This window comes from Pseudocitrobacter corydidari, from assembly GCF_021172065.1.
GTDB classification, from domain to species: Bacteria; Pseudomonadota; Gammaproteobacteria; order Enterobacterales; family Enterobacteriaceae; genus Pseudocitrobacter; species Pseudocitrobacter corydidari.
Genome location: NZ_CP087880.1, coordinates 389,979 through 414,293, shown reverse-complemented (window position 1 = coordinate 414,293; position 24,315 = coordinate 389,979). Strand labels below are relative to the sequence as shown.

The following is a 24,315-nucleotide window of genomic DNA, read 5'->3' as shown; positions in this document are numbered from 1 at the left end:
ATTCTCTGTTTTACCAGCGCGTCTTCAACAGGTTCGGCTGAATCCCATGGATCGCATGGGTATTGCTGAACTGCTGCTTGATGCCCGCTTCAAATTCTTCGCGGAAATATTTAATCGCGCTCTGTAACGGTTCAACCGCGCCAGGTGCGTGCGCACAGAATGTTTTACCTGGGCCCAGGAATCGACACAGTTGCTCAAGTGTCTCGATATCGCCCGGTTGGCCTTCGCCTTTCTCCAGCGCGCGCAGAATTTTCACGCTCCACGGCAGGCCGTCACGGCATGGCGTACACCAGCCGCAGGACTCGCGGGCGAAGAACTCTTCCAGGTTACGCACCAGGCCAACCATGCCAATTTCATGGTCGACGGCCATCGCCAGCGCCGTACCCAGACGGCTGCCCGCTTTACCGATGCTTTCGAATTCCATCGGCAGGTCGAGGTGTGCTTCGGTGAGGAAGTCAGTTCCCGCGCCGCCTGGCTGCCAGGCTTTGAATTTCAGGCCATCGCGCATACCGCCCGCGTAATCTTCAAGGATTTCACGCGCGGTAGTGCCGAACGGCAGTTCCCACAGGCCCGGATTTTTCACCCGACCGGAGAAGCCCATCAGCTTGGTGCCTGCATCTTTACTTTTCGAGATGTTCTGGTACCACTCCACGCCGTTGGCGAGGATGGCCGGGACGTTGCACAGGGTTTCGACGTTGTTAACACAGGTCGGTTTGCCCCACGCGCCAGAGGTCGCCGGGAACGGCGGCTTGGAACGCGGGTTGGCACGACGCCCTTCCAGCGAGTTGATCAGTGCGGTTTCTTCACCGCAGATGTAGCGCCCTGCCCCGGTGTGCACGAACAGTTCAAAATCGAACCCGGTGCCCATGATGTTTTTGCCAAGCAGACCGGCTTCGGTTGCTTCGGCAATCGCGCGGCGCAGATGCACCGCCGCTTCAACATATTCACCGCGCAGGAAGATGTAGCCGCGATACGCTTTCAGCGCAAACGCGGAAATCAGCATGCCTTCCACCAGAAGGTGCGGCAGTTGCTCCATCAGCAGACGGTCTTTATAGGTGCCCGGCTCCATTTCATCGGCGTTACACAGCAGGTAACGGATGTTCATGGATTCGTCTTTTGGCATCAGGCTCCATTTCAGGCCAGTGGAAAAGCCTGCGCCGCCGCGCCCTTTCAGGCCCGCGTCTTTCACCTGGTTGACGATTTCATCCGGAGAAAGTCCGGTCAGCGCCTTACGCGCGCCTTCATAACCGTTTTTGCTACGGTATTCGTCCAGCCAGACCGGCTGTTTGTCATCACGCAGACGCCAGGTCAGCGGATGCGTTTCGGGAGTACGGATAACGTTTTTCATTTATACCGCTCCAGTAGTTCAGGAATGGCTTCCGGCGTCAGATGGCTGTGAGTATCCTCATCAATCATCATGTTCGGCCCTTTGTCGCAGTTCCCCAGGCAGCAGGTCGGCAGCAGTGTAAAGCGGCCGTCAAAGGTCGTCTGCCCCGGTTTGATATTGAGCTTTTGCTCCAGCGCCGCCTGGATCCCCTGATAACCCGTGATGTGGCATACCACGCTGTCGCAGTAGCGGATCACGTGACGGCCCACCGGCTGACGGAAGATCTGGCTGTAGAACGTTGCCACGCCTTCGACGTCGCTTGCCGGAATACCCAGCACATCGGCGATCGCGTGGATCGCGCCGTCCGGCACCCAGCCACGCTGTTTCTGAACGATTTTCAGCGCTTCGATGGACGCCGCACGCGGGTCTTCGTAGTGGTGCTTCTCGTGCTCAATCGCTTCACGCTCTGCCGCACTCAGCTCAAAAGCCTCGGTTTGTGGTTGTTGATTCTCGTGCATAATTAGCGGTCCACGTCTGACATAACAAAATCGATACTACCCAGATAGACGATAAGGTCTGATACCAGGCTGCCACGGATAGCCGACGGGATCTGCTGCAGGTGCGCATAGCTCGGCGTACGGATACGGGTACGGTAGCTCATGGTGCTGCCGTCGCTGGTCAGGTAGTAACTGTTAATACCCTTGGTCGCTTCCACCATCTGGAACGATTCCTGCGCCGGCATGACCGGGCCCCAGGAAACCTGCAGGAAGTGGGTGATCAGGGTTTCGATATGTTGCAGCGTGCGCTCTTTCGGCGGCGGCGTGGTCAGCGGGTGATCCGCTTTGAACGGGCCTTCCGGCATGTTGTCGAGGCACTGCTGAAGAATACGCAGGCTCTGGCGCAGCTCTTCCACTTTCAGCATCACGCGGGTGTAGCAGTCAGAAACGCCACCGCCGGTCGGGATTTCAAAGTCGAAGTTTTCATAGCCAGAATATGGACGCCACTTACGCACGTCGAAGCCGATACCGGTCGCGCGCAGGCCAGCCCCGGTGGTGCCCCACTCCAGCGCTTCTTTCGCGGTATAGGCAGCAACACCTTTAGAGCGGCCAATCAGGATGGTGTTACGCAGCGCGGCTTTCTCGTAAGAGTCGAGACGCTTCGGCATCCACTCCAGGAATTCACGCAGCAGGCGATCCCAGCCTTTCGGCAGGTCGTGCGCTACGCCGCCGATGCGGAACCATGCCGGGTGCATACGGAAACCGGTAATCGCTTCCACCAGATCATAGATTTTCTGACGGTCGGTAAAGGCGAAGAAGACCGGCGTCATCGCGCCGACGTCCTGAATAAACGTAGAGATATACAGCAGATGGCTGTTGATGCGGAACAGCTCGGAGAGCATCACGCGAATAACGTTCACGCGATCCGGCACGGTGATCCCGGCCAGTTTTTCCACCGCCAGCACGTACGGCATTTCATTGACGCAGCCGCCGAGATATTCGATACGGTCGGTATACGGAATGTAGCTGTGCCAGGACTGGCGCTCGCCCATTTTCTCTGCGCCGCGGTGGTGATAACCCACGTCAGGCACGCAGTCGACGATCTCTTCGCCATCAAGCTGCAAGATAATACGGAATGCACCGTGCGCAGACGGGTGGTTCGGGCCGAGGTTGAGGAACATAAAGTCCTCGTTTTCGGTACCGCGCTTCATGCCCCACTCTTCCGGTTTGAAGGTCAGCGCTTCCATTTCGAGGTCCTGCTTGGCTTTAGTCAGCTCAAACGGATCGAATTCGGTGGCGCGCGCCGGATAATCTTTACGCAGCGGGTGGCCTTCCCAGGTGTTCGGCATCATGATGCGACGCAGATTCGGGTGGCCGTTAAAGGTAATGCCAAACATCTCCCAGGTTTCACGCTCATACCAGTTGGCGTTCGGGAAGAGTTTGGTAAAGGTCGGCACGTTCAGATCGTTTTCAGACAGTGCCACCTTGAGCATGATATCGCTGTTGCGATCGATAGAAATCAGGTGGTAGAAAACGGAAAAATCCGCCGCGGGTAAGCCCTGGCGGTGCGTGCGAAGACGTTCGTCCATGCCGTGTAAATCAAACAGCATGACGTAAGGCTTAGGCAGTTTCTTCAGGAAGTTGCCGACTTCCAGCAGCTGTTCGCGCTTGACCCAAACGACGGGAACCCCGGTGCGGGTCGCCTGAACGGTAAAAGCATCCGGCCCAAAACGGTTGCGCAGTTCGCCGATGACCGGATCATCAAGGTGATCGCGGGTTTGCCAAACGGCTGCGTCATGCGCGGTTAAATCGGTCATATTGTTCACCATTGCAAAAGGTCCGTGGTGACTGCTGACGAGGCTTCGCGCTGTAGTAGATTGATTTGCGAAGTTTTTATCCCGCCCGCAGGCGCAAATTAAATCTCGTCAGGCGTGCGCAGATTCGTCACTGCAATTCGTTCGCCGCGTTTACGCTCGCGTTCCGACTGCATGTTGGCGCGGTAAACGCCCTGATCGCCCACCACCCACGACAGCGGGCGGCGTTCTTTGCCGATAGACTCTTGCAGCAGCATCAGTGCCTGCATATAGGCTTCCGGACGCGGCGGGCAGCCCGGGATGTAAACATCAACCGGAATAAACTTATCCACGCCCTGCACGACGGAGTAAATGTCGTACATACCGCCAGAGTTCGCGCAGGCCCCCATCGAGATAACCCACTTCGGTTCCAGCATCTGTTCATACAGGCGCTGAATAACCGGAGCCATCTTGGTGAAGCAGGTTCCCGCCACCACCATCAGGTCAGCCTGACGCGGGGAAGCACGCAGAACTTCCGCACCGAAACGCGCCACGTCATGCACCGCAGTGAAAGACGTCACCATCTCAACGTAGCAGCAAGAAAGACCAAAGTTGTAAGGCCAGATTGAGTTTTTGCGACCCCAGTTGACCATGTCGTGCATCGCGTGTTCGAGCTTGCCCATGTACACGCTTTTGTTAACTTCCTGCTCCAGGGGATCGGTAACAATCTCCTGTTTTTGCAGGGGATAACGGTCGTTCTCACCGTTAGGATCTATGCGGGTGAGCGTATAATCCATCTTATTGCCTCGCTTTTACTGCGTATTACGGTTAGTGACGCTGTCAGTATCGGAGTTAACCAGGGTGCGGCGAGAACGCGCAGGCGTCCAGTCAAGTGCGCCAACACGAACGAGGTAAACCAGACCAGCCAGTAGCACCAAAATGAAAATTGCGGCTTCGATAAACCCTACCCAGCCACTTTCGCGGATAGAGGTTGACCAGGCGAAAAGGTAGAGCGCTTCCACGTCGAAGATGACGAAGAACATGGCGACCAGATAGAACTTCGCGGACATGCGCAGGCGGGCGGTACCCACAGAATCGATACCCGATTCAAACGGCGTGTTTTTACTTCTTGCGCGTGCGCGACCGCCAAGATACCAACCGCCAACCAGCATGAGGCAGCACAGGCCAACGGCGATGAGCAGAAAGATAGCAAATGCCCAGTGATGAGCGATGATTTCAGTGGATGTTGACATACTCAAAGCTTTACCAAATAGGTAGCATAACCACTTCTGCTCTTACCGGCAGATGGACGCTACATCGATTCATGGGGAGGATTAAAAAACCAGCAAAACGGCCAGAATCAAAGCATAGACCGAAAAAATTTGAGGTTTTTTACTCCTTTCGATAACCTTTTGTCAACTTTAACAAAGGTTTCATCACATTAATTTACATCAATTCCATTTCATTAACATTACGTGCCCTTTGCGGGGTATCGACTCATGTCACCCTCCGAATTGAGTGCTGGTGAATCGTGTCCGTTTTCGGACAATAACAATTAGTACCCTTCTATTTTGACAGGAATTTCACACGATTCCTCCCCCTCAGGAGGAGTATTTTCTTGATCTAAGACACGGTTCTGTTAATTCGCCCTGAAAAACAGCAACAAAACACCTGGTTTTTTAACATTAGCAGGATATGTTAAAAGTGGATCACAATTGCCCGAATTTACGGCAAGCAATCACTTAATTAACTGATTGTATTACGAATAGTAAAAAGCATTTATTGCAAAAAGCATTAGCGCAGGCGAAAAAAAAGCCACTGGCTCACTTTTGCGGGCCAGTGACTCTTTTTTACACTTACATTTTGTTACCAGTTTTCTGCGAGGTTGTTACTCAATGACCTCATCATCAGCATGGGAATTATCTCCCCCTTCCAGGGTATAGACAGTGCTCTGTGTCCATGGCTTGATGCTCGTCTCAACCGACTGGAAGATCATCTGCATTAATTCATTTGGATTCTGCACGTTACAGCTTAGTAAATATTCGGTATCTGGCAACACCGGCATTTTGTCAGCTCGCCCCAGCACGCGCAGTTCCGGGCTCATCATCTCGACTGGCCTTGCGGTAACGCCAAGCCCCGCCTTCACCGCAGCACGTACCGCAGACGGTGTGGAGGCAACATACGCCAGACGCCACGGCACATTTGCCGCATCCAGGGTGGAGATTATCATATCGCGGAACGGACTCGGGTCATCGAGCAACACCAGCGGTACGGGCTCTCCGGGGCGCAGAGCGAACTCTGCGGCGCAGTACCAGTGCGTTGGCGAGGTACGCAACACCGTCGAGTGGAACGCATCAATGCGGTGTGTAGTCAGTACCAGATCGACCTCGTTCTTGTGGAGCATGTCCGCCATATCCGCGTGTCGCTTCACCCGCACATCCAGCCCAAGCTTTGGCCAGGCGGAGCTAATGCGGTTGAGCAGGAACGGCAGGATGGTATCCGCTGACTCATCGGACGAACCAATCGTCAGTTGCCCCTGAAGCGTACTGAACATCAGCGATGTACAGGCTTCATCATTAAAGCGCAGGATTTTACGTGCATAGCCCAATAGCTGGATACCGTGCTCGGTCAGCAGTTTATTACGGCCATGACGGGCAAAAAGTTCTTTGCCAACAAGTTGTTCAAGCCGCTGCATTTGCTGGCTAACGGCGGACTGTGTGCGACAAACGGCTGCTGCTGCTGCGGCAAAAGTGCTCAAATCGGCGACCGCAACAAATGTTCTCAGCAGATCGAGGTCGAGGTTAAGTATCGGACGATTTGCATTTATCATATTTATTCACTTACAGGTCGCTAAGGCTAACCTGCCTTGTTGATGCCGCGCTCTGAAATCAGGCTCATCCTTTTAAAAGCCCATCCTTCGGCACGATGCAACCGAATGACTGCCTGACGGAGCGGTATTACATTAAAATTGTCTGCCTCCCATCGGGTGACAGTCCCCTCTGCGATAAAGTGTTTAACTTCAGGTGTGAGACTATTTTTCTCAGTACCTTTGTGTGAGCTCTTTCAAAAAACCGGTTGTCTGACCAGCCAATATAATAGTGACTACCCAATAATACCGGAGGGAAACAAATGGTTAAAAACTGTTAAATAACAAAATGTTGTCGACTTCCTGAGATAATCACTCACAAGTTTGATGAATGAAACCCCGCGATAACATCATTATCCTAACCTAAAACCATTATATTTATAAGTATTAATAAGTAAGATCTTAAGACAAAAACTCCATTAAAATCAAAATGCTTTAATAAAACTAACAATTCTTAATGAATACTTTGCAATTTAAAATAAAACATTAATGACCTTCAGAGCGGTTCATTAACAATGATTAACATTGAATTCACAGAGAAATGTATTAGTCGTGATGTGTATGTTTCATGAATTCATCCACAATTAATATTACTAAAGCGTTGCTAAAGTATATCGCCGTATTTTTTTCACCTGAATCAACTGCTTTGTTTTTAATCAGTTAAAACAACTAGCAATCAACAGACAACCAACACAAGAAACCATAAAACAACAAATTAACAATATATACAATCAGGATTTTCACTCTATTTTAGCGAAAAAGAATGTACTGTGTCTTTAAGACTGACAAAATCTTCTCCTGTTGACCCTTCAAAACACCGGTGATGCGGAGTACATTATTCCAAGCTGACTTCCATGGCTGGGAGTGGCGATAACAGCTAAAAAGGTTAAAGGTTCATGTCCCCCATCGAAAAATCCAGCAAGTTAGACAACGTCTGTTACGACATCCGTGGCCCGGTTCTGAAAGAGGCCAAACGCCTTGAAGAAGAAGGCAACAAAGTTCTTAAACTCAACATCGGCAACCCGGCCCCCTTCGGGTTTGACGCGCCGGATGAAATTCTGGTCGATGTGATCCGCAACCTGCCAACAGCGCAAGGTTATTGCGACTCCAAAGGGCTCTACTCCGCCCGTAAAGCTATCATGCAGCACTACCAGGCGCGCGGTATGCGCGACGTGACGGTAGAAGATATCTATATCGGCAATGGCGTATCTGAACTGATTGTGCAGGCCATGCAGGCATTGCTGAACAGCGGCGATGAAATGCTGGTTCCCGCGCCGGATTACCCGTTGTGGACGGCAGCCGTTTCGCTTTCCGGCGGCAATGCGGTGCACTATCTGTGTGATGAATCCGCTGGCTGGTTCCCGGATCTCGACGATATTCGCGCCAAAATCACCCCGCGAACTCGCGGCATTGTGATCATCAACCCGAACAACCCAACCGGGGCGGTCTATTCCAAAGAGCTGCTGCTGGAGATCGTCGAGCTCGCCCGCGAACACAACCTGATCATCTTCGCTGACGAAATCTACGATAAGATCCTCTACGATCACGCCCAGCACCACTCTATCGCAGCACTGGCCCCAGACTTACTGACCGTAACCTTTAACGGCCTGTCAAAAACCTATCGCGTGGCGGGCTTCCGTCAGGGCTGGATGGTACTGAACGGGCCGAAAAAACATGCGAAAGGGTATATTGAAGGGCTGGAAATGCTGGCCTCGATGCGCCTGTGCGCTAACGTTCCGGCGCAGCACGCCATCCAGACGGCGCTTGGCGGGTATCAGAGCATTAGCGAATTCATTGTACCGGGTGGTCGCTTGTACGAGCAGCGCAACCGTGCATGGGAGCTGATTAACGAGATCCCTGGCGTCTCCTGCGTGAAGCCTAATGGCGCGCTGTACATGTTCCCGAAAATTGATGCGAAACGCTTTAACATTCACGATGACCAGAAAATGGTGCTCGATTTCCTGTTGCAGGAAAAAGTGCTGCTGGTTCAGGGAACAGCATTTAACTGGCCGTGGCCGGACCATGTGCGTATCGTCACGCTGCCGCGCATCGACGATCTGGAAATGTCGATCACTCGCTTTGGCCGCTTCCTGTCGGGCTACCGTCAGGCATAAGACGTCGGCCGGATTTGCATCCGGCCCGCATCTCAGCGCACAATGACCCTTACTGATGTAATCGAGTAAGGGTCGCTATGAATCAGAGTCATTTTTTTGCCCACCTCTCCCGCCTCAAATTAATTAACCGCTGGCCATTGATGCGCAACGTGCGCACAGAAAACGTCTCTGAACACAGTTTGCAAGTGGCGATGGTTGCCCACGCGCTGGCCGCGATTAAAAACCGTAAATTCGGCGGTCAGGTCAACGCCGAGCGTATCGCGCTGCTGGCGATGTACCACGACGCATCAGAAGTGCTCACCGGCGATTTACCGACACCGGTGAAATACTTCAACTCGCAAATCGCCCAGGAATATAAAGCTATCGAGAAGATTGCCCAGCAGAAGCTGGTCGAGATGGTTCCGGAAGAGTTACAGGATATCTTTGCGCCGCTGATTGATGAACATCAGTATAGCGACGAAGAGAAGTCTATCGTTAAACAGGCCGATGCGTTGTGTGCATATTTGAAATGTCTGGAAGAGTTATCGGCCGGGAACAACGAGTTCTTGCTGGCGAAAGGTCGCCTGGAGAAAACGTTATCTGAGCGACGTAGTGAAGAGATGGACTACTTTATGGACGTGTTTGTGCCGAGCTTCCATTTGTCGCTGGACGAGATCAGTACCGATTCACCGCTGTAGTGCGGCCTGTTGCTGCCGGATGGCGCTGGCGCTTATCCGGCCTACAGGTTTCATCCGACATTATCATTTCGTGTTGGCTGGATAAGGCGAAGCCGCCATCCGGCGTGACAGGTTCGCAGACACCTTCACACATTTACCCGGCCTCGTAGGCCGGATAAGCGCAAGCGCCATTCGGCATGATGGGCTCGCAGCCCACATTTTCATCCGGCTTTACCGTCACTCAAAACGGGAACAATACCGGTATCAGCAGCACGCTGACAATCATCACCAGGATGGTGAACGGAACCCCAATCTTCACGAAGTCACTAAAGCTGTATTTCCCCGGCCCCAGCACCAGCGTGTTCACCGGTGATGAGACCGGCGTCATAAAGGCCGCCGAGGCCGCCATCGCCACTACCATGGCAAACGGATAAGGTGAAACGCCCATCGATTTCGCGGTCGCCAGCGCAATCGGCGCCATCAGCACCGCCGTTGCCGTGTTGGAAATAAACAGCCCGATAGTGGCGCACATGACAAACAGACAGCCCAGCATCAGATAAGGCCCCTGCCCGCCGCCAATATCCATCAGCCCTTTCACCACCAAATCAACGCCGCCGGTTTTTTGTAGCGCCAGCGCGAACGGCATCATCCCCACAATCAAAATAATGCTCGGCCAGTGAATGGATTTATACGCGCTTTGCGCATCAATACAGCGGAATTTACCCATCAGCAGGCAGGCAATAATCGCCGCAATCGGGTTCGGAATTTCATCGGTCAGCATTAAAGCGACCATCAGCACCAGACAGAAAATCGCATGCGGAGCCTGACTATGCGCTGGCGAGGCATCGCTCACTTCAACCGGCAGGTTAAGCACCACGAAGTCGCGCCCTTTCTGCGCCAGCTGATTGATAAGCTTCCAGTTACCGACCACCAGTACGATATCGCCAAGTTCCAGCGGGATGTCCACCACCGACCCGTCCAGCGCTTCGCCGTTACGTTTCATCCCCACGACGTTCAGACCATAGCGGGTACGAAACGCAATCTCGCGCACCGTTTTCCCCAGCAGTTCCGATTCCGGGATCAGCGACACTTCTGCCATCCCCACATCGAGCGCCTGATCGGCAAAGTATTCACCGCGCAGCACCATTGGCTCAAGCATCTGTTCGGCGCAAAACTCACGCAGGTCTACGTCTGCCGCTGACATATCAATCAGCAGCACATCGCGGGCGCGAAATTCGGATACCCCGTTAACGTTCACAATCACCCGGCGAAAACGACGCCAGCGTTCCACGCCGATAACGTTCGCACCGTAGCGTTCACGCAGCTTCAGGTCATCGAGTCGCTGGCCAATCATTGGCGAGCCGGGGCGAATCGCCAGACGACGCGCGCGTCCGGTCAGGCGGTAGGCTTTGATGAGATCGCGAAACGAGCTACGTTTACCGCCATCGCGGGACGATGACGGGTCTTCGCCTTTGAACATAAAGCGCATCAGCAGCATATACACGATGCCCAGCAGCAGCACGACCAGGCCAATCGGCGTGACGCTGAAGAAACCAAAACCGTGCAACCCTTCGCGGAGAAGTTCACTGTTGACCACCAGGTTCGGCGGCGTCGCCACCAGCGTCATCATGCCGCTGATAAGCCCGGCAAAACTGAGCGGCATCATCAGGCGCGACGGCGAGATATTCATGCGCATCGACACGCTGAGGACGACGGGAATAAAGATAGCCACCACGCCGGTTGAGCTCATAAACGCGCCGAGACCGGCGACGGTGAGCATCAGATAGACCAGCATCTTGGTTTCGCTGCTGCCGGCAACCTGCACCAGCCATGCGCCCATATTGGTGGCGACGCCAGTACGCACCAGGCCATCGCCGATGATAAACAGGGCGGCAATCAGAATAACGTTGGGATCGCTAAAGCCCGAAAAGGCTTCGCTGAGGGTTAAGGTTCCGCTTAATACGAAAGCGACAATCACTAACAGTGCGATAGCATCCATGCGCACTTTGCCCATCGCAAACAACACAACGGCGATAGCCAGTAGAGAGAGCACCCAAATCAATTCACCGTTCAAAACACATCCTTGTCAGAAAGATAAGTGATAAGTGGTTATATCATGGCAGAAAAAAGCCCCGTGTATGCGGGGCCAAATCATAAGTTTATGCTTTTAACGTCACATCAACGGTGCCGTCGGGCTGTTTAGCAATATTGAGCACATCAAGCGTCGTCAGGACAAAATCCGCTTCGTTAAGACGTGGCGCATCTGCCGGCACGTTAACCGCTATCACATGACACCCTGCCGCCAGACCAGAGAGCACGCCCGCCGCCGCATCTTCCACAACGGTGCAATCCTGCGGGGCGAGCCCTAACAGCTCGGCGCCCAGCAGATAGGCATCCGGCTCTGGTTTGCCGCGCTTCACGCGCTCGGCGGTGACGAAGACTTCCGGCATCGGCAGCCCCGCCGCTTTATGGCGGGCATGTGCGACCGGAATGGAACCCGAAGTGACAATCGCCCACGGAATATGGTTCGCGTTCAGCGTTTCAAGCAACTCAAGCGCGCCTGGCAGTGCAATCACGCCGTCCGTGTCGCTGGCTTCAATATGTTCGAGGCGGGTAAACTCGGCCTGAATCGCCTCTTCCGATTGCCCCGGCATAAAGTGGCGCAGCGAGGTGATCGCTTGTTTACCGTGGATAAAACCGAGGATCTCATCGTGCGGGATCCCGAAACGATCGCCCCAACTGCACCATGAGCGTTCCACGACCGGCAGAGAATCTACCAGCGTACCGTCCAGATCAAACAGAAAACCTTTACACTGCACAGGCGCCTCCATCAGGCGTTGATGATTTGATTAATTTCGTTGCTGCTCAGGTGATACTGGCGCGGGCAGGAGTGCCAGACGTTCAGCATGCGCTGATACTTTTCCCACATTGGGGTCTGGGCGTTAAAGCCGTGCGTGCCCGCGTCGAAATGGGTATAGCGGCCTTCCACATTGACCATGAAACGAACATAGCTCAGGAAGCGGGCTTCGGTTGCCGCGTCAAAACCGAGGAAGGTGACACGACGTTCATCGATAGTGTCGGCGTCTTTCAGATTGGTCCACGAAACGTGCAGCGCGTGATACATCTCCATGATGTCGATGACGATGCGGCAGGTTTCTTCTTTTAACTCACCGAAGTCGCGATCCAGTTCGCGCATTTGCAGGCCAAAACCGCGCTCGATGATGGTTTGCAGACGGCGATAGCGTTCAGCGTTATCGGGATCAAGCATAGTCATCATTTTGTACTGGTTAGACAAAATCAGACGTTGAGCATGGGTCATTTCCATTTTTACGACTCCTGTTGCGCTTTGCAGCATAAAAAAGACACAAACGTTGTGCCTTCTTTTATATGCGTTTTTGATGGTTAATTACAAATCATCAAGGAAAGTTTTATCCAGTTGTTTGAAGGCGCGCTTAAGCGTGTCAGCCAGCGCCTGATAATCGGGCTTTCCTTCTACCGGGGCGAGCGCTTGCCCGGCCTCCTGTAATTTTCCACGCACTTCATAGAACCACTGCAAGGTAGACGGCGGCAGCGGCGTCACGGAGCGCTTCCCTAACCACCATAGCCCCTGCATCGGCAGGCTCAGGGCAAACAGTGCGGTGGCGACGGCCGGGCCAAGTTGCCCACCCAGGGCAATTTGCCAGCACAGGGTAAAGACCGCTACCGGCGGCATAAAGCGGATAGCGTGGCGAGTGATACGGATCGCGCGGTTTTCGATAAACACCGGCGCAAGGCGTTTTTCCAGCGGCCACGTCTTAGAGTAGTGCTGCCCCCGGCGGAACAAACTAAAAAAACTGACCGAGCGATTTTCGGGCGTCGACATGGCTTACCTCAACTTCACATATAAAAATTAAAAAATTCGTGCAAAACCACAACTGGGTATGACAACGTTCAAAACATTTTGGCATAAACCCTGCAATCGGGTATCCTGTGCCAGCCTGAGATGAGGGCTAGTCTATCTCGTCCAGTCCGTCAAATTATCGCATATTCTGCCATTGGCTGAAAAATATGCAAAATGACTTAGAATCAATATGTATTTCTTCCATCCTGCCTCAAAATCGATTCAGGCATGATGTTAATCATAAATGTCAGCTTCATCCTGCGCTACGCTTTGTGACTCCTGACGTTTTTTTAGCCACGTATCATAAATAGGTACTTCCATGTCGAGTAAGTTAGTACTGGTTCTGAACTGCGGTAGCTCCTCACTGAAATTTGCCATCATCGATGCACTGAACGGTGACGAGTACCTCTCTGGTTTGGCCGAATGTTTCCATCTTCCTGAAGCACGTATCAAATGGAAAATGGACGGCAGCAAACAAGAAGCGGCTTTAGGTGCAGGCGCCGCTCACAGTGAAGCGCTGAACTTTATCGTTAACACTATTCTGGCACAAAAACCAGAACTGTCTGCACAGCTGACTGCGATTGGTCACCGTATCGTACACGGCGGCGAGAAGTACACCAGCTCCGTTGTTATCGACGAATCCGTCATTCAGGGCATCAAAGACTCTGCCTCTTTTGCTCCGCTGCACAACCCGGCTCACCTGATCGGTATCGCCGAAGCGCTGAAATCCTTCCCGAATCTGAAAGACAAAAACGTGGCTGTATTCGATACCGCGTTCCATCAGACCATGCCGGAAGAATCTTACCTTTATGCTCTGCCGTACAGCCTGTACAAAGAGCACGGCGTTCGTCGCTACGGCGCACACGGCACCAGCCACTTCTTCGTAACTCAAGAAGCGGCCAAAATGCTGAACAAACCGGTTGAAGAACTGAACATCATCACCTGCCACCTGGGCAACGGTGGTTCTGTTTCTGCAATCCGTAACGGCAAATGTGTTGACACCTCTATGGGTCTGACTCCGCTGGAAGGTCTGGTTATGGGTACGCGCTCTGGCGACATCGACCCGGCTATCATCTTCCACCTGCACGACACCCTGGGCATGAGCGTTGACGCTATCAACAAAATGCTGACCAAAGAGTCTGGCCTGCTGGGTCTGACCGAAGTCACCAGCGACTGCCGTTATGTTGAAGACAACTACAAAGAGAAAGCTGACGCTAAACGTGCAATGGACGTTTACTGCCACCGTCTGGCGAAATACATCGGTTCTTACACTGCACTGATGGACGGTCGTCTGGACGCCGTTGTCTTCACCGGTGGTATCGGTGAGAACGCTGCAATGGTTCGCGAACTCTCCCTGGGTAAACTGGGCGTTCTGGGCTTCGAAGTTGACCACGAACGTAACCTGGCTGCACGTTTCGGTAAATCTGGCTTCATCAACAAAGAAGGCACCCGCCCTGCTGTTGTGATCCCGACCAACGAAGAGCTGGTTATCGCGCAAGACGCCTGCCGTCTGACCGCCTGATTCCACACCGCCAGCAATGCTGGCGGTGCTGTTTTGTGCCCGCCAAAATCGGCGGCAACGAGCAAAAGAGGATAAACCGTGTCCCGTACTATCATGCTTATTCCTACCGGAACCAGCGTCGGCCTGACCAGCGTCAGCCTGGGCGTCATCCGTGCTATGGAACGTAAAGGCGTTCGTCTGAGCGTCTTCAAACCTATCGCCCAACCGCGTACCGGTGGCGATACGCCAGACCAGACCACCACTATCGTGCGTGCGAACTCTGCTATCCCGGCGGCTGAACCGCTGAAGATGAGCCACGTTGAGTCTCTGCTGTCCAGCAATCAGAAAGATGTGCTGATGGAAGAGATCATCGCTAACTACCACGCGAACACCAAAGACGCGGAAGTGGTTCTGGTTGAAGGTCTGGTTCCGACGCGCAAACATCAGTTTGCCCAGTCTCTGAACTATGAAATTGCTAAAACGCTGAATGCCGAAATCGTCTTTGTCATGTCCCAGGGTACTGATACCCAGGAACAGATCAACGAACGCATTGAGCTGACCCGCAGCAGCTTCGGCGGCGCGAAAAACTCCAACATCACCGGCGTTATCGTTAACAAACTGAATGCCCCGGTTGATGAGCAGGGCCGTACTCGCCCGGATCTGTCCGAGATCTTCGACGATTCCACCACTGCAAAAGTGATTAAAGTCGATCCTGCTAAACTGAGCGCTGCCAGCTCCCTGCCGGTTCTGGGCGCGATTCCGTGGAGTTTCGATCTGATCGCGACGCGCGCAATCGACATGGCGCGTCACCTGAATGCGACCATCATCAACGAAGGCGACATCAACACTCGCCGCGTGAAATCCGTGACCTTCTGTGCGCGTAGCATTCCGCACATGCTGGAACACTTCCGTCCGGGTTCACTGCTGGTGACCTCCGCTGACCGTCCTGACGTTCTGGTTGCCGCGTGCCTCGCTGCAATGAACGGCGTAGAGATTGGCGCACTGGTTCTGACCGGCGGCTATGAAATGGACGCGCGTATCAGCAAACTGTGTGAACGTGCCTTCGCAACCGGCCTGCCGGTATTCATGGTGAACACCAACACCTGGCAGACCTCTCTGAGCCTGCAGAGCTTCAATCTGGAAGTTCCGGTTGACGATCACGAGCGCATCGAGAAAGTTCAGGAATACGTTGCTAACTACATCAACGCTGACTGGATCGAGTCTCTGACCGCGACCTCCGAGCGCAGCCGTCGTCTGTCTCCGCCAGCGTTCCGTTATCAGCTGACCGAGCTGGCGCGTAAAGCAGGCAAACGTGTTGTTCTGCCGGAAGGCGACGAACCGCGTACCGTTAAAGCAGCCGCTATCTGTGCTGAACGTGGTATCGCAACCTGCGTGCTGCTGGGTAACCCGGATGACATCAACCGCGTTGCTGCTGCACAGGGCGTTGAACTGGGCGCTGGCGTAGAAATCGTTGACCCGGATGTGGTTCGCGAAAGCTATGTTGCTCGTCTGGTTGAACTGCGTAAAAACAAAGGCATGACCGAAACCGTTGCCCGCGAACAGCTGGAAGACAACGTGGTTCTCGGCACCCTGATGCTGGAACAGGACGACGTTGACGGTCTGGTTTCCGGTGCGGTTCACACCACTGCGAACACCATCCGTCCGCCGCTGCAGCTGATCAAAACTGCACCGGGCAGCTCTCTGGTTTCTTCTGTGTTCTTCATGCTGCTGCCGGAACAGGTTTATGTTTACGGTGACTGCGCGATCAACCCGGATCCGACCGCTGAACAGCTGGCAGAAATCGCGATTCAGTCCGCTGATTCCGCTACTGCTTTCGGTATCGAACCGCGCGTTGCGATGCTCTCCTACTCCACTGGTACCTCTGGTGCAGGTAGCGATGTAGAGAAAGTTCGCGAAGCGACTCGTCTGGCGCAGGAAAAACGTCCTGACCTGATGATCGACGGCCCGCTGCAGTATGACGCCGCTGTGATGGCTGATGTTGCGAAATCTAAAGCGCCGAACTCTCCGGTTGCAGGTCGCGCTACCGTGTTCATCTTCCCGGATCTGAACACCGGTAACACCACCTACAAAGCGGTACAGCGTTCTGCTGACCTGATCTCCATCGGGCCGATGCTGCAAGGCATGCGCAAGCCGGTTAACGACCTGTCCCGTGGCGCGCTGGTTGACGATATCGTCTACACCATCGCGCTGACCGCGATTCAGTCGTCTCAGCAGCAGTAATAGCTGAATAAGAAATAGCCCCACTCATGAGTGGGGCTTTTTTTATGAATTAAATGTCATCAACTTCAATAACACCACTGGCATAAAGATCCTTTTCGGTTCCTTCATAGACGACATAACTTTTCCCTGTTTTATCATCAACGGCGCAAAGGGTAAAGACACTGTTAATTCCCATTTTTTCCGTATCATAAATAGCATCTGGATTAACCACTGCATAATCCTGAATCAACTCCCCATCACGATACAGTTTATAATGCTGAGTATTAACATTGGCACGAGACTGAAACTCAAAAATTTCTGTGCCATCCACCTGGTCAACTAAATCTACCCACTGTGGCGCATGATATTCAAAATCAGTCTCCAGCAATTTGACATTATCAACATCAACAGGTGCATTATCTGCATTCCATGCAACCTGAATATGCAGTCGAACATTTCCGCCCGTTGCTGGTGTGGTAAATGAGAAGTTTTCGGTGTGCCATTCAGCATTTTTTGCACCATTAATCTTCCATTCACCTAACGTTACCGGATACAGATCGTAAGTAATCAGCGAAAGCGTGCCTGAAGCCTTGCCACAGCAATCCAGTTGGACACGATAGAACGTATCCGCTTTAAGCACCACTGACTGCATGATTGATGCCGTTGGCGCAACCTCACAATAGTGGTTTTGCGCGTCACCTTCATACTTAATCTGTGATGCACCTGAAAGCACCCATGCTTTATCAGTAGTATTTTCAAAGCCGCCATTCACAATTAAATCAGTGCTAATAAACATATTATTTTCTCCATTAAGGGTTGTGCGTTATCGCCAAAAAATAATACCCAGAAGAACGACTGAAAATCACATCAATAAAAATAAAAAACATATTTTATGTATTCTAAAAAAATCACAACAATAATGACATTCACTCAAAATGAATTGATATTGATAAAATTATGAATTGATACATTGTGATATCATTCAGAATGATTTTCACAATACAAAGAATATGATATTTTTAAGATGCATAAAAAAACCACCGACAATGGCGGTGGTTTTTTTACGAATAAATAAGAACAGACTACGCCGTTTATTCTTACTCTTCCTTTTCCGCTGCGACGGTTTCATTCTTCGCATTGCGACTCATCCACAGCGCCAGCGCTTTTAGCGAGTCTGCGGTAAATTCGTCGCAGCGCGCTGTTATCTCTTCCGGCGTCAGCCAGCACACTTCGCTGACTTCTTCTTCCTGCAACGCAAACGGCCCGTGCGACACGCAACTGAACAAGCTTCCCCAGACGCGGCAGTGCTTATCTTCAAAGTAGAACTGCCCATGGTCGGCAAACGGCACACCAGCAATGCCCAGCTCCTCTTCTGCTTCGCGACGCGCTGAGTCGAGCATCTGCTCATCAGACTGCACCACACCGCCTGCCGTCGCATCCAGCAAGCCAGGTTGGTAATCTTTGGTCTCGGTGCGACGCTGCACCAGTATTTTCCCCATACCGTCATGAACAACAATGTAGGTAGCGCGATGACGCAGACATTGAGCCCGCATCTGTTCACGGCTGGCCTGCGCGATAACCTCATTGTCTTCGTTGACGATATCTACCCATTCCGTGCTTGCCAAATGATTCTGCTCGACCATCAGAAAAGTTTCTCCAGGAGCGCTCTTGCGGCGCATTTTACGTTTGTCGGCTAAATTACGGGTTAATCACAACCTCTGCAATAACCTGTTGATCATTGAGTGCGAAAACTTGCAGTTTATCGCCGTCCAGCATGCCGTAACTGGCGACATTGCCGCCTTTCGGAATACTGACCGAGCCGGGGTTAAACAGGAAAATCTCGCCGCGCTTCTCGGCAACCGGGAGATGCGTATGCCCGGAGACCAGCACATCACCTGCCGCCAGCGGCGGAAGGTTATCGGGGCCATAGAGATGACCATGCGTCAGAAACAGGCGCTGATTTTCAGTCAGGATCTGCTGCCAGGGCGCGGTGATGGGAAAGTGCAACAGCATCTGGTCCACTTCGCTGTCGCAGTTGCCGCGTACGGCAATAATCTGGCTCGCCAGCGGGTTGAGTCGTTCGGCTACCTGCGCCGGTGCGTAGCCTTCAGGCAATGCATTACGCGGCCCGTGGTAGAGGATATCGCCAAGGATAACCAACCAGCGGGCGTCGCTTTGTGCAAAGAGTGACAATACGCGTTCAGTCGCGGGCAGAGAACCATGAATATCCGATGCAAACATCAGCTTCATTTATCAAATCTCCACACATGAAAACCGTACTATCATAATGGATTCCGTGCGCGTTTTCAGCCTGCGCGTTTCGCTGAAAGCGCAACGTAGCGCAGAACAGATGAACGCTGCCACTGGAACTCGGCGTAGTCGGCAAGCGCCTGCGGAACATCATCTCCATTCAGCACCAGGCGATTAAGCATCAGCGCCAGGTCCGTATCTGCAATACACCATTCACCAAACAAATTTTGCTGCCCGTGAGCCAGTAACGCGCTAGCCGTGTCAAACAGTTTAGCGGCGCTTGCTTCTCCTGCGCGGGTTAACGGCGGTTTTTTTACGCCAGCGAAGACCACATCCGTCGATCGCTCTTCACGAATCGGCATCAGGTCACTGCGCAACCATGCCTGAATCTGCCGCGCTCTGGCACGTTTTTGCATATCATGCGGATAAAGTCTCTCCCACTGCGGCGGGGCAAAACGCTCATCAAGATATTCGGTGATTGCCGATGACTCGCTCAGCTGGAAGTCGTCGATTTCCAGCAACGGCACGCGGCGTGTCTGGCCATAGCCTTTCCAGGTTGACTGAAGATGTTCGCCGTTATCAAGCGACACGGTTTTAAGCGTGAACGGCAGGCTTTTTTCCTGCAACGCTACGTAGACGGATAAAACATAAGGCGAGAAAAAATCGGAATCGGACCAAAGGGTAATTGCAGGGGTGCTCATAATATGCTCACTGTCTGATGGCGATAAATCAACATATCCTGTCTTTTCATGCTTGTCACTTATCGCCACCATGAGGATTTTGCATGTCAGCCCCGGGTCGTTACTTGAGCCTATACTGTAGAAATCAACCCGCCAAAAATCGGAGAGACGATGATAGACCTTTACTATGCGCCCACCCCGAACGGCCACAAAATTACCCTTTTCCTTGAAGAGGCAGAGCTGCCCTACCGTTTGATTCGCGTCGATATCAATAAAGGCGAGCAGTTTAAGCCGCAATTTCTCGATATTTCACCGAATAACAAAATCCCGGCCATTGTGGATCATCAACCGGAGGATGGCGGTGCGCCGTTCAGCCTGTTTGAATCCGGGGCCATCCTCCTCTATCTGGCAGAAAAATCCGGCAAGTTGCTGAGCGGCGAACTGCGCGAGCGCCACACGACATTACAGTGGTTGTTCTGGCAGGTCGGCGGTCTTGGCCCGATGCTGGGGCAAAACCACCATTTTAATCACTTCGCCCCGCAGCCCGTTCCCTACGCCATTGAGCGATACCAGGTGGAAACCCAGCGCCTGTATAGCGTGCTGAATCAACGCCTTGCCAGTCACCCGTGGATTGCGGGCGATCATTACAGCATTGCCGATATCGCCTGCTGGCCGTGGGTAAATTCCCACCAGCGGCAACGTATCGATCTTGCCACCTATCCGGCGGTGCAAAACTGGTTTGAGCGCATCCGCCAGCGCCCGGCAACCGCGCGTGCCATGCAGCAGGCGCAGCCCCATTAAGTGGCCGATGGCTTTCGTGTATGATGGCTGAGACAACTATAATAGGGAGTAATCTGCAATGTCTCAGCCAGACGCTATTATCCGCATCAAAAATCTTCGCCTGCGCACCTTTATCGGGATTAAAGACGAAGAGATAGCCAACCGTCAGGATGTGGTTATCAATATCGAAATCCGCTATCCGGCGGACCGCGCGCGCAACAGTGAAGACATTAACGATGCGCTGAACTACCGCACTATCACCAAAAATATCATTAGCCACATTGAGGGTAACCGCTTCTCACTGTTGGAAAAATTAACTCAGGATGTGCTCGATATCGCACGTGAACATCACTGGGTCACCTATGCTGAAGTTGAGGTCGATAAACTTCACGCGCTGCGTTACGCCGACTCCGTTTCCATTGCTATGAGCTGGCAACGTTAAGCGCTTCCTGACGGAGGTGGCATGAAGATTCTGATTACCGGCGGTACCGGGCTGATTGGCGGCCATTTAATTCCGCGCCTGCTGGAGCTCGGCCATGAGGTGACCGTGGTTACCCGCAGCCCTGATAAAGCCCGGCAGCGTTTTGGCTCGCGCATTGAGGTCTGGAAAGGGCTTGACGACAAGCGCACGCTCGATGGCATTGATGCCGTCATCAATCTGGCGGGCGAGCCGATCGCCGATAAGCGCTGGACCGATACGCAAAAACAGCGGCTGTGCGAAAGCCGCTGGCATATTACGGAAAAGATTAGCGCCCTCATTCAGGCCAGTGAAACGCCGCCTGAAGTGCTGATATCAGGCTCTGCGGCGGGGTATTATGGCGATCTCGGTGAAGTTGTAGTGACCGAAGAAGAACCGCCGCACAACGAATTTACCCACAAACTCTGTGCGAAGTGGGAACAGATCGCCTGCACCGCGCAAAGCGATCGCACCCGCGTTTGCCTGCTTCGCACCGGCGTCGTGCTGGCCGCGAAAGGCGGTATTCTCGGCAAAATGCTGCCTCCTTTCAAACTTGGGCTCGGCGGGCCAATCGGTAGCGGCCGACAGTATCTGGCATGGATCCACATCGATGATATGGTCAACGGCATTTTGTGGCTGCTCGATAATCCGCTGCGCGGGCCGTTCAATATGGTCTCCCCCTACCCGGTCCACAATGAACAATTCGCCCATTCCCTTGGGCACGCGCTACATCGCCCCGCCATTCTTCGCGTGCCGGCCACGGCCATTCGTCTGCTGATGGGTGAATCGTCGGTGCTGGTACTGGGCGGGCAACGCGCCCTGCCAAAACGGCTGGAAGAGAGCGGTTTTGTCTTCCGCTGGCACGACCTCGATGAAGCATTTGAGGATCTTTTAGCCTGAAACAGAGCACTCCTTTAAACGGGAGTGCTTTCCTGAAGGCGCCTCGCATAACGTCATTTTGCCTGGTTAACGACTTTCATCAACGTGAGGTCGCTTCCAACATCGTCAAAAAAGCTCTGTCATAACCCTCCCGTGATTATTTTTTATCACAATCATGTTGACGAACGTCAACACCCTCTTCATACTCACGGGACCACGCTGATGAAGGAACATCCGGATAAAAATATCAGAGCAGCAATCCACTACGCGGTGGAACAAGGTTGGATATTTGTCGCTGGCGGTAAAAGCGCCCACTGTTTTGGCAGATTGAAATGCGGCATTCCCAAACATCAGGAACATATGATGAGCATCTGGTCTACACCTGCCGTACCCGTACACCACGCACACCAAATTATCCGTATGGTGGAAAGGTGTAAGCCTGGCGTGATACTCATCCGAAACACCACAAAGGAGCAGTGAACAATGCCACTCTTTAATTTCACGTTAACACTCTCTGGCGTCAACGCTAGCACACCCGGCCTTGAGGATGCGTTATATGCAGCAGGCTGCCAGGATGCGCTAGTCTGTTTTTATGGCACTTCCGTCTACCTTGAATTTGACCGCGAAAGCCCCTCGCTGGATGCTGCCATTTTATCCGCCATTCGTGACATCGAATCCTCCACCTCGTTACATGCTCGTGTCGAGTCCGTCGATTCTGCGCTGGTTGGCTTAAGTGATATCGCCGGGTTAACCGGGCTGACGCGCCAGGCAGTTGCACTTTTAAAGGAAGGCGCGCGTGGTAGCGGTAATTTCCCTGGGCCTGTACAACGCGTGAAAGGCAACTCCCCGCTCTGGCGCTGGAGCAGCATCGTTGACTGGCTGGTCTCTGAAGCACGCATTTCCGCAGATTCTCCGTTGGTCACTCAGGCACACATCATGGATAGCCTGAACCTTGCGCTACAGCTTCGAGCCTCACTGGAAAGCCAGACGGTGCTCAACTATTACCATGGTCTTAGCAATCACCACGCCGCGCTTAAGAATCTGTAATCCCACACGTTGAGGTGTTAAGGTAATCGCTTCTTTACCCGTTATGGCATTGAATATGATTACCCTCACCACGCCGCGTCTGTTGCTCTCATCCTTCAACGAATCTGACTGGCCTTTTTTCCTGCGACTACGCCAGGATCCTCAGGTGATGCGTTATATGGGTGATGTGTTGAGTGACGCGGCGCTGCGAACGGTTTTCGATGCACGCTGTGCTGATAGCGGCGTTTTCGTTCTGCGTGAGGTCAGCGGTGCGCCAATCGGTGATATTGGCTTACGTATCAGCAGTAAAAACCCACACGAAGCCGACGTAGGCTATGCGCTGCTGCCGTGCGCGCAGGGAAAAGGCTATGCCAGCGAAGCCCTGAGCGCCATCTGCCAGTACGGGTTTTCTGAGCTGGGCGTGAATGCCATTAATGCCTGGGTGCTGGGTGAAAACCGTAGCTCTTCGCGCCTGCTGGAAAAACAGGGGTTTGTGCGCATCCAGGTGCTGGAAAATGCCTATCATCTGAACGGTATTGATTACGACGACTGGGTCTATCGGCTGGAACGTCCACATGAATAGCCCGGCGGAGAGCCGGGCTGAAAAGATTACTTCAGCGAACCTTTGAGGAACTGCTGCAAACGCGGGCTTTGCGGGTTATCGAACAGTTGTTCAGGGTTACCCTCTTCTTCGATTTTGCCCTGGTGCAGGAAGATGACATGTGACGAAACGTGACGAGCAAAGCCCATTTCGTGCGTCACCACCACCATGGTTTTGCCCTCTTCCGCCAGTTGCTGCATGATGCGCAGCACCTCGCCCACCAGCTCCGGGTCCAGCGCGGAGGTCGGCTCATCAAACAGCAGCACTTCCGGCTCCATCGCCAATGCGCGAGCAATCGAAACTCGCTGCTGCTGGCCGCCGGAAAGATGCACCGGATATTTCGCCTGCTGACGCGCATCGATGCCCACCTTCGCGAGATATTTTTCCGCTCGCTCGCGCGCTTCCTGCTTGCTCAGGCCCAGCACCTGAATCGGCGCTTCCATCACGTTCTCCAGCACCGTCATGTGGCTCCAGAGATTAAAGTGCTGGAAGACCATGGTCAGACGGGTACGCAGCAGGCGCAGCTGATTTTTGTCAGCGACTTTCAGCTGACCGTCTTTATCACGCACCAGTCCGATATTCTGACCGCTCACCACAATCGTGCCTTCGCTTGGTTTTTCGAGGAAGTTAATACAGCGCAGAAAAGTACTTTTCCCCGACCCGGACGAGCCAATAATACTGATCACATCCCCGGCGTCCGCCTTCAGTGATACCCCTTTCAGCACCTCGTGTTCGCCGTAGTGCTTATGCAGATCGATTACGTTTAATTTATTCTCAGGCATCGTGTT

The 24,315-nt window shown here is 53.1% G+C and carries 25 protein-coding genes; 10 read left to right on the top strand and 15 right to left on the bottom strand.

Features of this window, described 5'->3' with window-relative positions:
- Positions 1–10: 10 nt before the first annotated feature.
- The 6 genes from nuoF to lrhA all read right to left on the bottom strand — a co-directional run bounded on the left by nuoF (position 11) and on the right by lrhA (position 6,447).
- Entirely contained in the window at positions 11–1,348 is a 1,338-nt protein-coding gene (nuoF, locus tag G163CM_RS01890) for an NADH-quinone oxidoreductase subunit NuoF (protein WP_015963656.1), read from the bottom strand.
- Positions 1,345–1,845, bottom strand: a complete 501-nt coding sequence (gene nuoE / locus G163CM_RS01885; RefSeq protein ID WP_015963655.1) for an NADH-quinone oxidoreductase subunit NuoE — start codon at positions 1,843–1,845, stop codon at positions 1,345–1,347. Before nuoE ends, nuoF begins: the two co-directional genes overlap by 4 nt.
- A 2-nt stretch (positions 1,846–1,847) precedes the next feature.
- Positions 1,848–3,653, bottom strand: a complete 1,806-nt coding sequence (gene nuoC, locus G163CM_RS01880) for an NADH-quinone oxidoreductase subunit C/D (RefSeq protein WP_231826661.1) — start codon at positions 3,651–3,653, stop codon at positions 1,848–1,850.
- Positions 3,654–3,739: 86 nt separating this feature from the next.
- Positions 3,740–4,414 carry an NADH-quinone oxidoreductase subunit NuoB gene (nuoB, locus tag G163CM_RS01875; RefSeq protein WP_015963653.1) on the bottom strand — a complete coding sequence of 225 codons (675 nt, stop codon included), beginning with the start codon at positions 4,412–4,414 and terminating at the stop codon, positions 3,740–3,742.
- Positions 4,415–4,429: 15 nt separating this feature from the next.
- Complete coding sequence (gene nuoA, locus G163CM_RS01870) at positions 4,430–4,876, bottom strand: NADH-quinone oxidoreductase subunit NuoA (protein ID WP_041686206.1); 447 nt, start codon at positions 4,874–4,876, stop codon at positions 4,430–4,432.
- 629 nt (positions 4,877–5,505) lie between these two features.
- On the bottom strand, positions 5,506–6,447 hold the full coding sequence (lrhA, locus tag G163CM_RS01865; protein WP_015963651.1) for a transcriptional regulator LrhA: 942 nt from the start codon (positions 6,445–6,447) through the stop codon (positions 5,506–5,508).
- A 932-nt stretch (positions 6,448–7,379) separates the two neighbouring features.
- Between lrhA and alaA the strand changes: the two genes are divergently transcribed.
- Together alaA and yfbR are read left to right on the top strand one after the other, a co-directional pair.
- Positions 7,380–8,597 carry an alanine transaminase AlaA gene (gene alaA, locus G163CM_RS01860; protein WP_015963650.1) on the top strand — a complete coding sequence of 406 codons (1,218 nt, stop codon included), beginning with the start codon at positions 7,380–7,382 and terminating at the stop codon, positions 8,595–8,597.
- A 77-nt stretch (positions 8,598–8,674) separates the two neighbouring features.
- Positions 8,675–9,274 (top strand): 5'-deoxynucleotidase, encoded by a 600-nt coding sequence (gene yfbR / locus G163CM_RS01855; RefSeq protein ID WP_015963649.1) that lies wholly within the window; start codon positions 8,675–8,677, stop codon positions 9,272–9,274.
- A 220-nt stretch (positions 9,275–9,494) separates the two neighbouring features.
- Here yfbR and G163CM_RS01850 read toward each other — a convergent pair whose 3' ends face one another.
- The 4 genes from G163CM_RS01850 to yfbV form a co-directional block, all read right to left on the bottom strand.
- On the bottom strand, positions 9,495–11,327 hold the full coding sequence (locus G163CM_RS01850; protein ID WP_231826659.1) for an SLC13 family permease: 1,833 nt from the start codon (positions 11,325–11,327) through the stop codon (positions 9,495–9,497).
- Between the two features lie 85 nt (positions 11,328–11,412).
- Entirely contained in the window at positions 11,413–12,072 is a 660-nt protein-coding gene (locus G163CM_RS01845; RefSeq protein ID WP_231826658.1) for a sugar phosphatase, read from the bottom strand.
- A gap of 11 nt (positions 12,073–12,083) precedes the next feature.
- The gene (locus G163CM_RS01840) at positions 12,084–12,578 is read right to left on the bottom strand and encodes a YfbU family protein (protein WP_149462008.1); all 495 of its coding nucleotides are present in this window, start codon (positions 12,576–12,578) and stop codon (positions 12,084–12,086) included.
- Between the two features lie 81 nt (positions 12,579–12,659).
- A complete protein-coding gene (gene yfbV, locus G163CM_RS01835; protein WP_108473586.1) occupies positions 12,660–13,115 on the bottom strand; it encodes a terminus macrodomain insulation protein YfbV in 456 nt (151 codons plus the stop codon).
- Between the two features lie 337 nt (positions 13,116–13,452).
- Here yfbV and ackA point away from each other — a divergent pair, with 337 nt between their 5' ends.
- Positions 13,453–14,655, top strand: a complete 1,203-nt coding sequence (gene ackA, locus G163CM_RS01830) for an acetate kinase (RefSeq protein ID WP_015963644.1) — start codon at positions 13,453–13,455, stop codon at positions 14,653–14,655.
- Positions 14,656–14,733: 78 nt separating this feature from the next.
- Positions 14,734–16,875: a phosphate acetyltransferase gene (gene pta, locus G163CM_RS01825; protein ID WP_231826657.1), complete on the top strand. Its 2,142-nt coding sequence runs from the start codon at positions 14,734–14,736 to the stop codon at positions 16,873–16,875.
- Between the two features lie 49 nt (positions 16,876–16,924).
- On the opposite strand, the gene G163CM_RS01820 is transcribed toward pta, so the two are convergent.
- The 4 genes from G163CM_RS01820 to yfcF all read right to left on the bottom strand — a co-directional run bounded on the left by G163CM_RS01820 (position 16,925) and on the right by yfcF (position 19,805).
- A complete protein-coding gene (locus tag G163CM_RS01820) occupies positions 16,925–17,650 on the bottom strand; it encodes a hypothetical protein (protein WP_231826655.1) in 726 nt (241 codons plus the stop codon).
- A 301-nt stretch (positions 17,651–17,951) separates the two neighbouring features.
- The gene (yfcD, locus tag G163CM_RS01815) at positions 17,952–18,497 is read right to left on the bottom strand and encodes an NUDIX hydrolase YfcD (RefSeq protein ID WP_231826653.1); all 546 of its coding nucleotides are present in this window, start codon (positions 18,495–18,497) and stop codon (positions 17,952–17,954) included.
- Between the two features lie 55 nt (positions 18,498–18,552).
- Positions 18,553–19,104 (bottom strand): phosphodiesterase, encoded by a 552-nt coding sequence (gene yfcE, locus G163CM_RS01810; RefSeq protein WP_231826652.1) that lies wholly within the window; start codon positions 19,102–19,104, stop codon positions 18,553–18,555.
- 56 nt (positions 19,105–19,160) lie between these two features.
- Positions 19,161–19,805, bottom strand: coding sequence for a glutathione transferase (gene yfcF / locus G163CM_RS01805; protein WP_015963640.1), 645 nt, complete (start codon positions 19,803–19,805; stop codon positions 19,161–19,163).
- A gap of 150 nt (positions 19,806–19,955) precedes the next feature.
- On the opposite strand from yfcF, the gene yfcG reads away from it, so the two are divergent.
- From yfcG to G163CM_RS01775, 6 genes are all read left to right on the top strand, one after another.
- Positions 19,956–20,585: a GSH-dependent disulfide bond oxidoreductase gene (yfcG, locus tag G163CM_RS01800; RefSeq protein WP_231826651.1), complete on the top strand. Its 630-nt coding sequence runs from the start codon at positions 19,956–19,958 to the stop codon at positions 20,583–20,585.
- A 58-nt stretch (positions 20,586–20,643) separates the two neighbouring features.
- Positions 20,644–21,006, top strand: coding sequence for a dihydroneopterin triphosphate 2'-epimerase (folX, locus tag G163CM_RS01795; RefSeq protein WP_015963638.1), 363 nt, complete (start codon positions 20,644–20,646; stop codon positions 21,004–21,006).
- 21 nt (positions 21,007–21,027) lie between these two features.
- Complete coding sequence (locus G163CM_RS01790; RefSeq protein ID WP_231826649.1) at positions 21,028–21,921, top strand: TIGR01777 family oxidoreductase; 894 nt, start codon at positions 21,028–21,030, stop codon at positions 21,919–21,921.
- Between the two features lie 201 nt (positions 21,922–22,122).
- On the top strand, positions 22,123–22,380 hold the full coding sequence (locus tag G163CM_RS01785) for a hypothetical protein (RefSeq protein WP_231826648.1): 258 nt from the start codon (positions 22,123–22,125) through the stop codon (positions 22,378–22,380).
- Positions 22,381–22,383: 3 nt separating this feature from the next.
- Complete coding sequence (locus G163CM_RS01780) at positions 22,384–22,947, top strand: helix-turn-helix transcriptional regulator (protein WP_231826646.1); 564 nt, start codon at positions 22,384–22,386, stop codon at positions 22,945–22,947.
- 55 nt (positions 22,948–23,002) lie between these two features.
- The gene (locus G163CM_RS01775; protein ID WP_231826644.1) at positions 23,003–23,509 is read left to right on the top strand and encodes a GNAT family N-acetyltransferase; all 507 of its coding nucleotides are present in this window, start codon (positions 23,003–23,005) and stop codon (positions 23,507–23,509) included.
- 26 nt (positions 23,510–23,535) lie between these two features.
- On the opposite strand, the gene hisP is transcribed toward G163CM_RS01775, so the two are convergent.
- The gene (gene hisP / locus G163CM_RS01770; RefSeq protein ID WP_015963634.1) at positions 23,536–24,309 is read right to left on the bottom strand and encodes a histidine ABC transporter ATP-binding protein HisP; all 774 of its coding nucleotides are present in this window, start codon (positions 24,307–24,309) and stop codon (positions 23,536–23,538) included.
- Positions 24,310–24,315 lie beyond the last annotated feature (6 nt).

Bases quoted from the DNA above. Each gene is read 5' to 3' on its own strand.
- nuoF (WP_015963656.1), bottom strand. From the start codon at position 1,348: ATGAAAAACGTTATCCGTACTCCCGAAACGCATCCGCTGACCTGGCGT.
- nuoE (WP_015963655.1), bottom strand. From the start codon at position 1,845: ATGCACGAGAATCAACAACCACAAACCGAGGCTTTTGAGCTGAGTGCG.
- nuoC (WP_231826661.1), bottom strand. From the start codon at position 3,653: ATGGTGAACAATATGACCGATTTAACCGCGCATGACGCAGCCGTTTGG.
- nuoB (WP_015963653.1), bottom strand. From the start codon at position 4,414: ATGGATTATACGCTCACCCGCATAGATCCTAACGGTGAGAACGACCGT.
- lrhA (WP_015963651.1), bottom strand. From the start codon at position 6,447: ATGATAAATGCAAATCGTCCGATACTTAACCTCGACCTCGATCTGCTG.
- alaA (WP_015963650.1), top strand. From the start codon at position 7,380: ATGTCCCCCATCGAAAAATCCAGCAAGTTAGACAACGTCTGTTACGAC.
- yfbR (WP_015963649.1), top strand. From the start codon at position 8,675: ATGAATCAGAGTCATTTTTTTGCCCACCTCTCCCGCCTCAAATTAATT.
- G163CM_RS01840 (WP_149462008.1), bottom strand. From the start codon at position 12,578: ATGGAAATGACCCATGCTCAACGTCTGATTTTGTCTAACCAGTACAAA.
- yfbV (WP_108473586.1), bottom strand. From the start codon at position 13,115: ATGTCGACGCCCGAAAATCGCTCGGTCAGTTTTTTTAGTTTGTTCCGC.
- ackA (WP_015963644.1), top strand. From the start codon at position 13,453: ATGTCGAGTAAGTTAGTACTGGTTCTGAACTGCGGTAGCTCCTCACTG.
- G163CM_RS01820 (WP_231826655.1), bottom strand. From the start codon at position 17,650: ATGTTTATTAGCACTGATTTAATTGTGAATGGCGGCTTTGAAAATACT.
- yfcD (WP_231826653.1), bottom strand. From the start codon at position 18,497: ATGGTCGAGCAGAATCATTTGGCAAGCACGGAATGGGTAGATATCGTC.
- yfcE (WP_231826652.1), bottom strand. From the start codon at position 19,104: ATGAAGCTGATGTTTGCATCGGATATTCATGGTTCTCTGCCCGCGACT.
- yfcF (WP_015963640.1), bottom strand. From the start codon at position 19,805: ATGAGCACCCCTGCAATTACCCTTTGGTCCGATTCCGATTTTTTCTCG.
- yfcG (WP_231826651.1), top strand. From the start codon at position 19,956: ATGATAGACCTTTACTATGCGCCCACCCCGAACGGCCACAAAATTACC.
- folX (WP_015963638.1), top strand. From the start codon at position 20,644: ATGTCTCAGCCAGACGCTATTATCCGCATCAAAAATCTTCGCCTGCGC.
- G163CM_RS01790 (WP_231826649.1), top strand. From the start codon at position 21,028: ATGAAGATTCTGATTACCGGCGGTACCGGGCTGATTGGCGGCCATTTA.
- G163CM_RS01785 (WP_231826648.1), top strand. From the start codon at position 22,123: ATGAAGGAACATCCGGATAAAAATATCAGAGCAGCAATCCACTACGCG.
- G163CM_RS01780 (WP_231826646.1), top strand. From the start codon at position 22,384: ATGCCACTCTTTAATTTCACGTTAACACTCTCTGGCGTCAACGCTAGC.
- G163CM_RS01775 (WP_231826644.1), top strand. From the start codon at position 23,003: ATGATTACCCTCACCACGCCGCGTCTGTTGCTCTCATCCTTCAACGAA.
- hisP (WP_015963634.1), bottom strand. From the start codon at position 24,309: ATGCCTGAGAATAAATTAAACGTAATCGATCTGCATAAGCACTACGGC.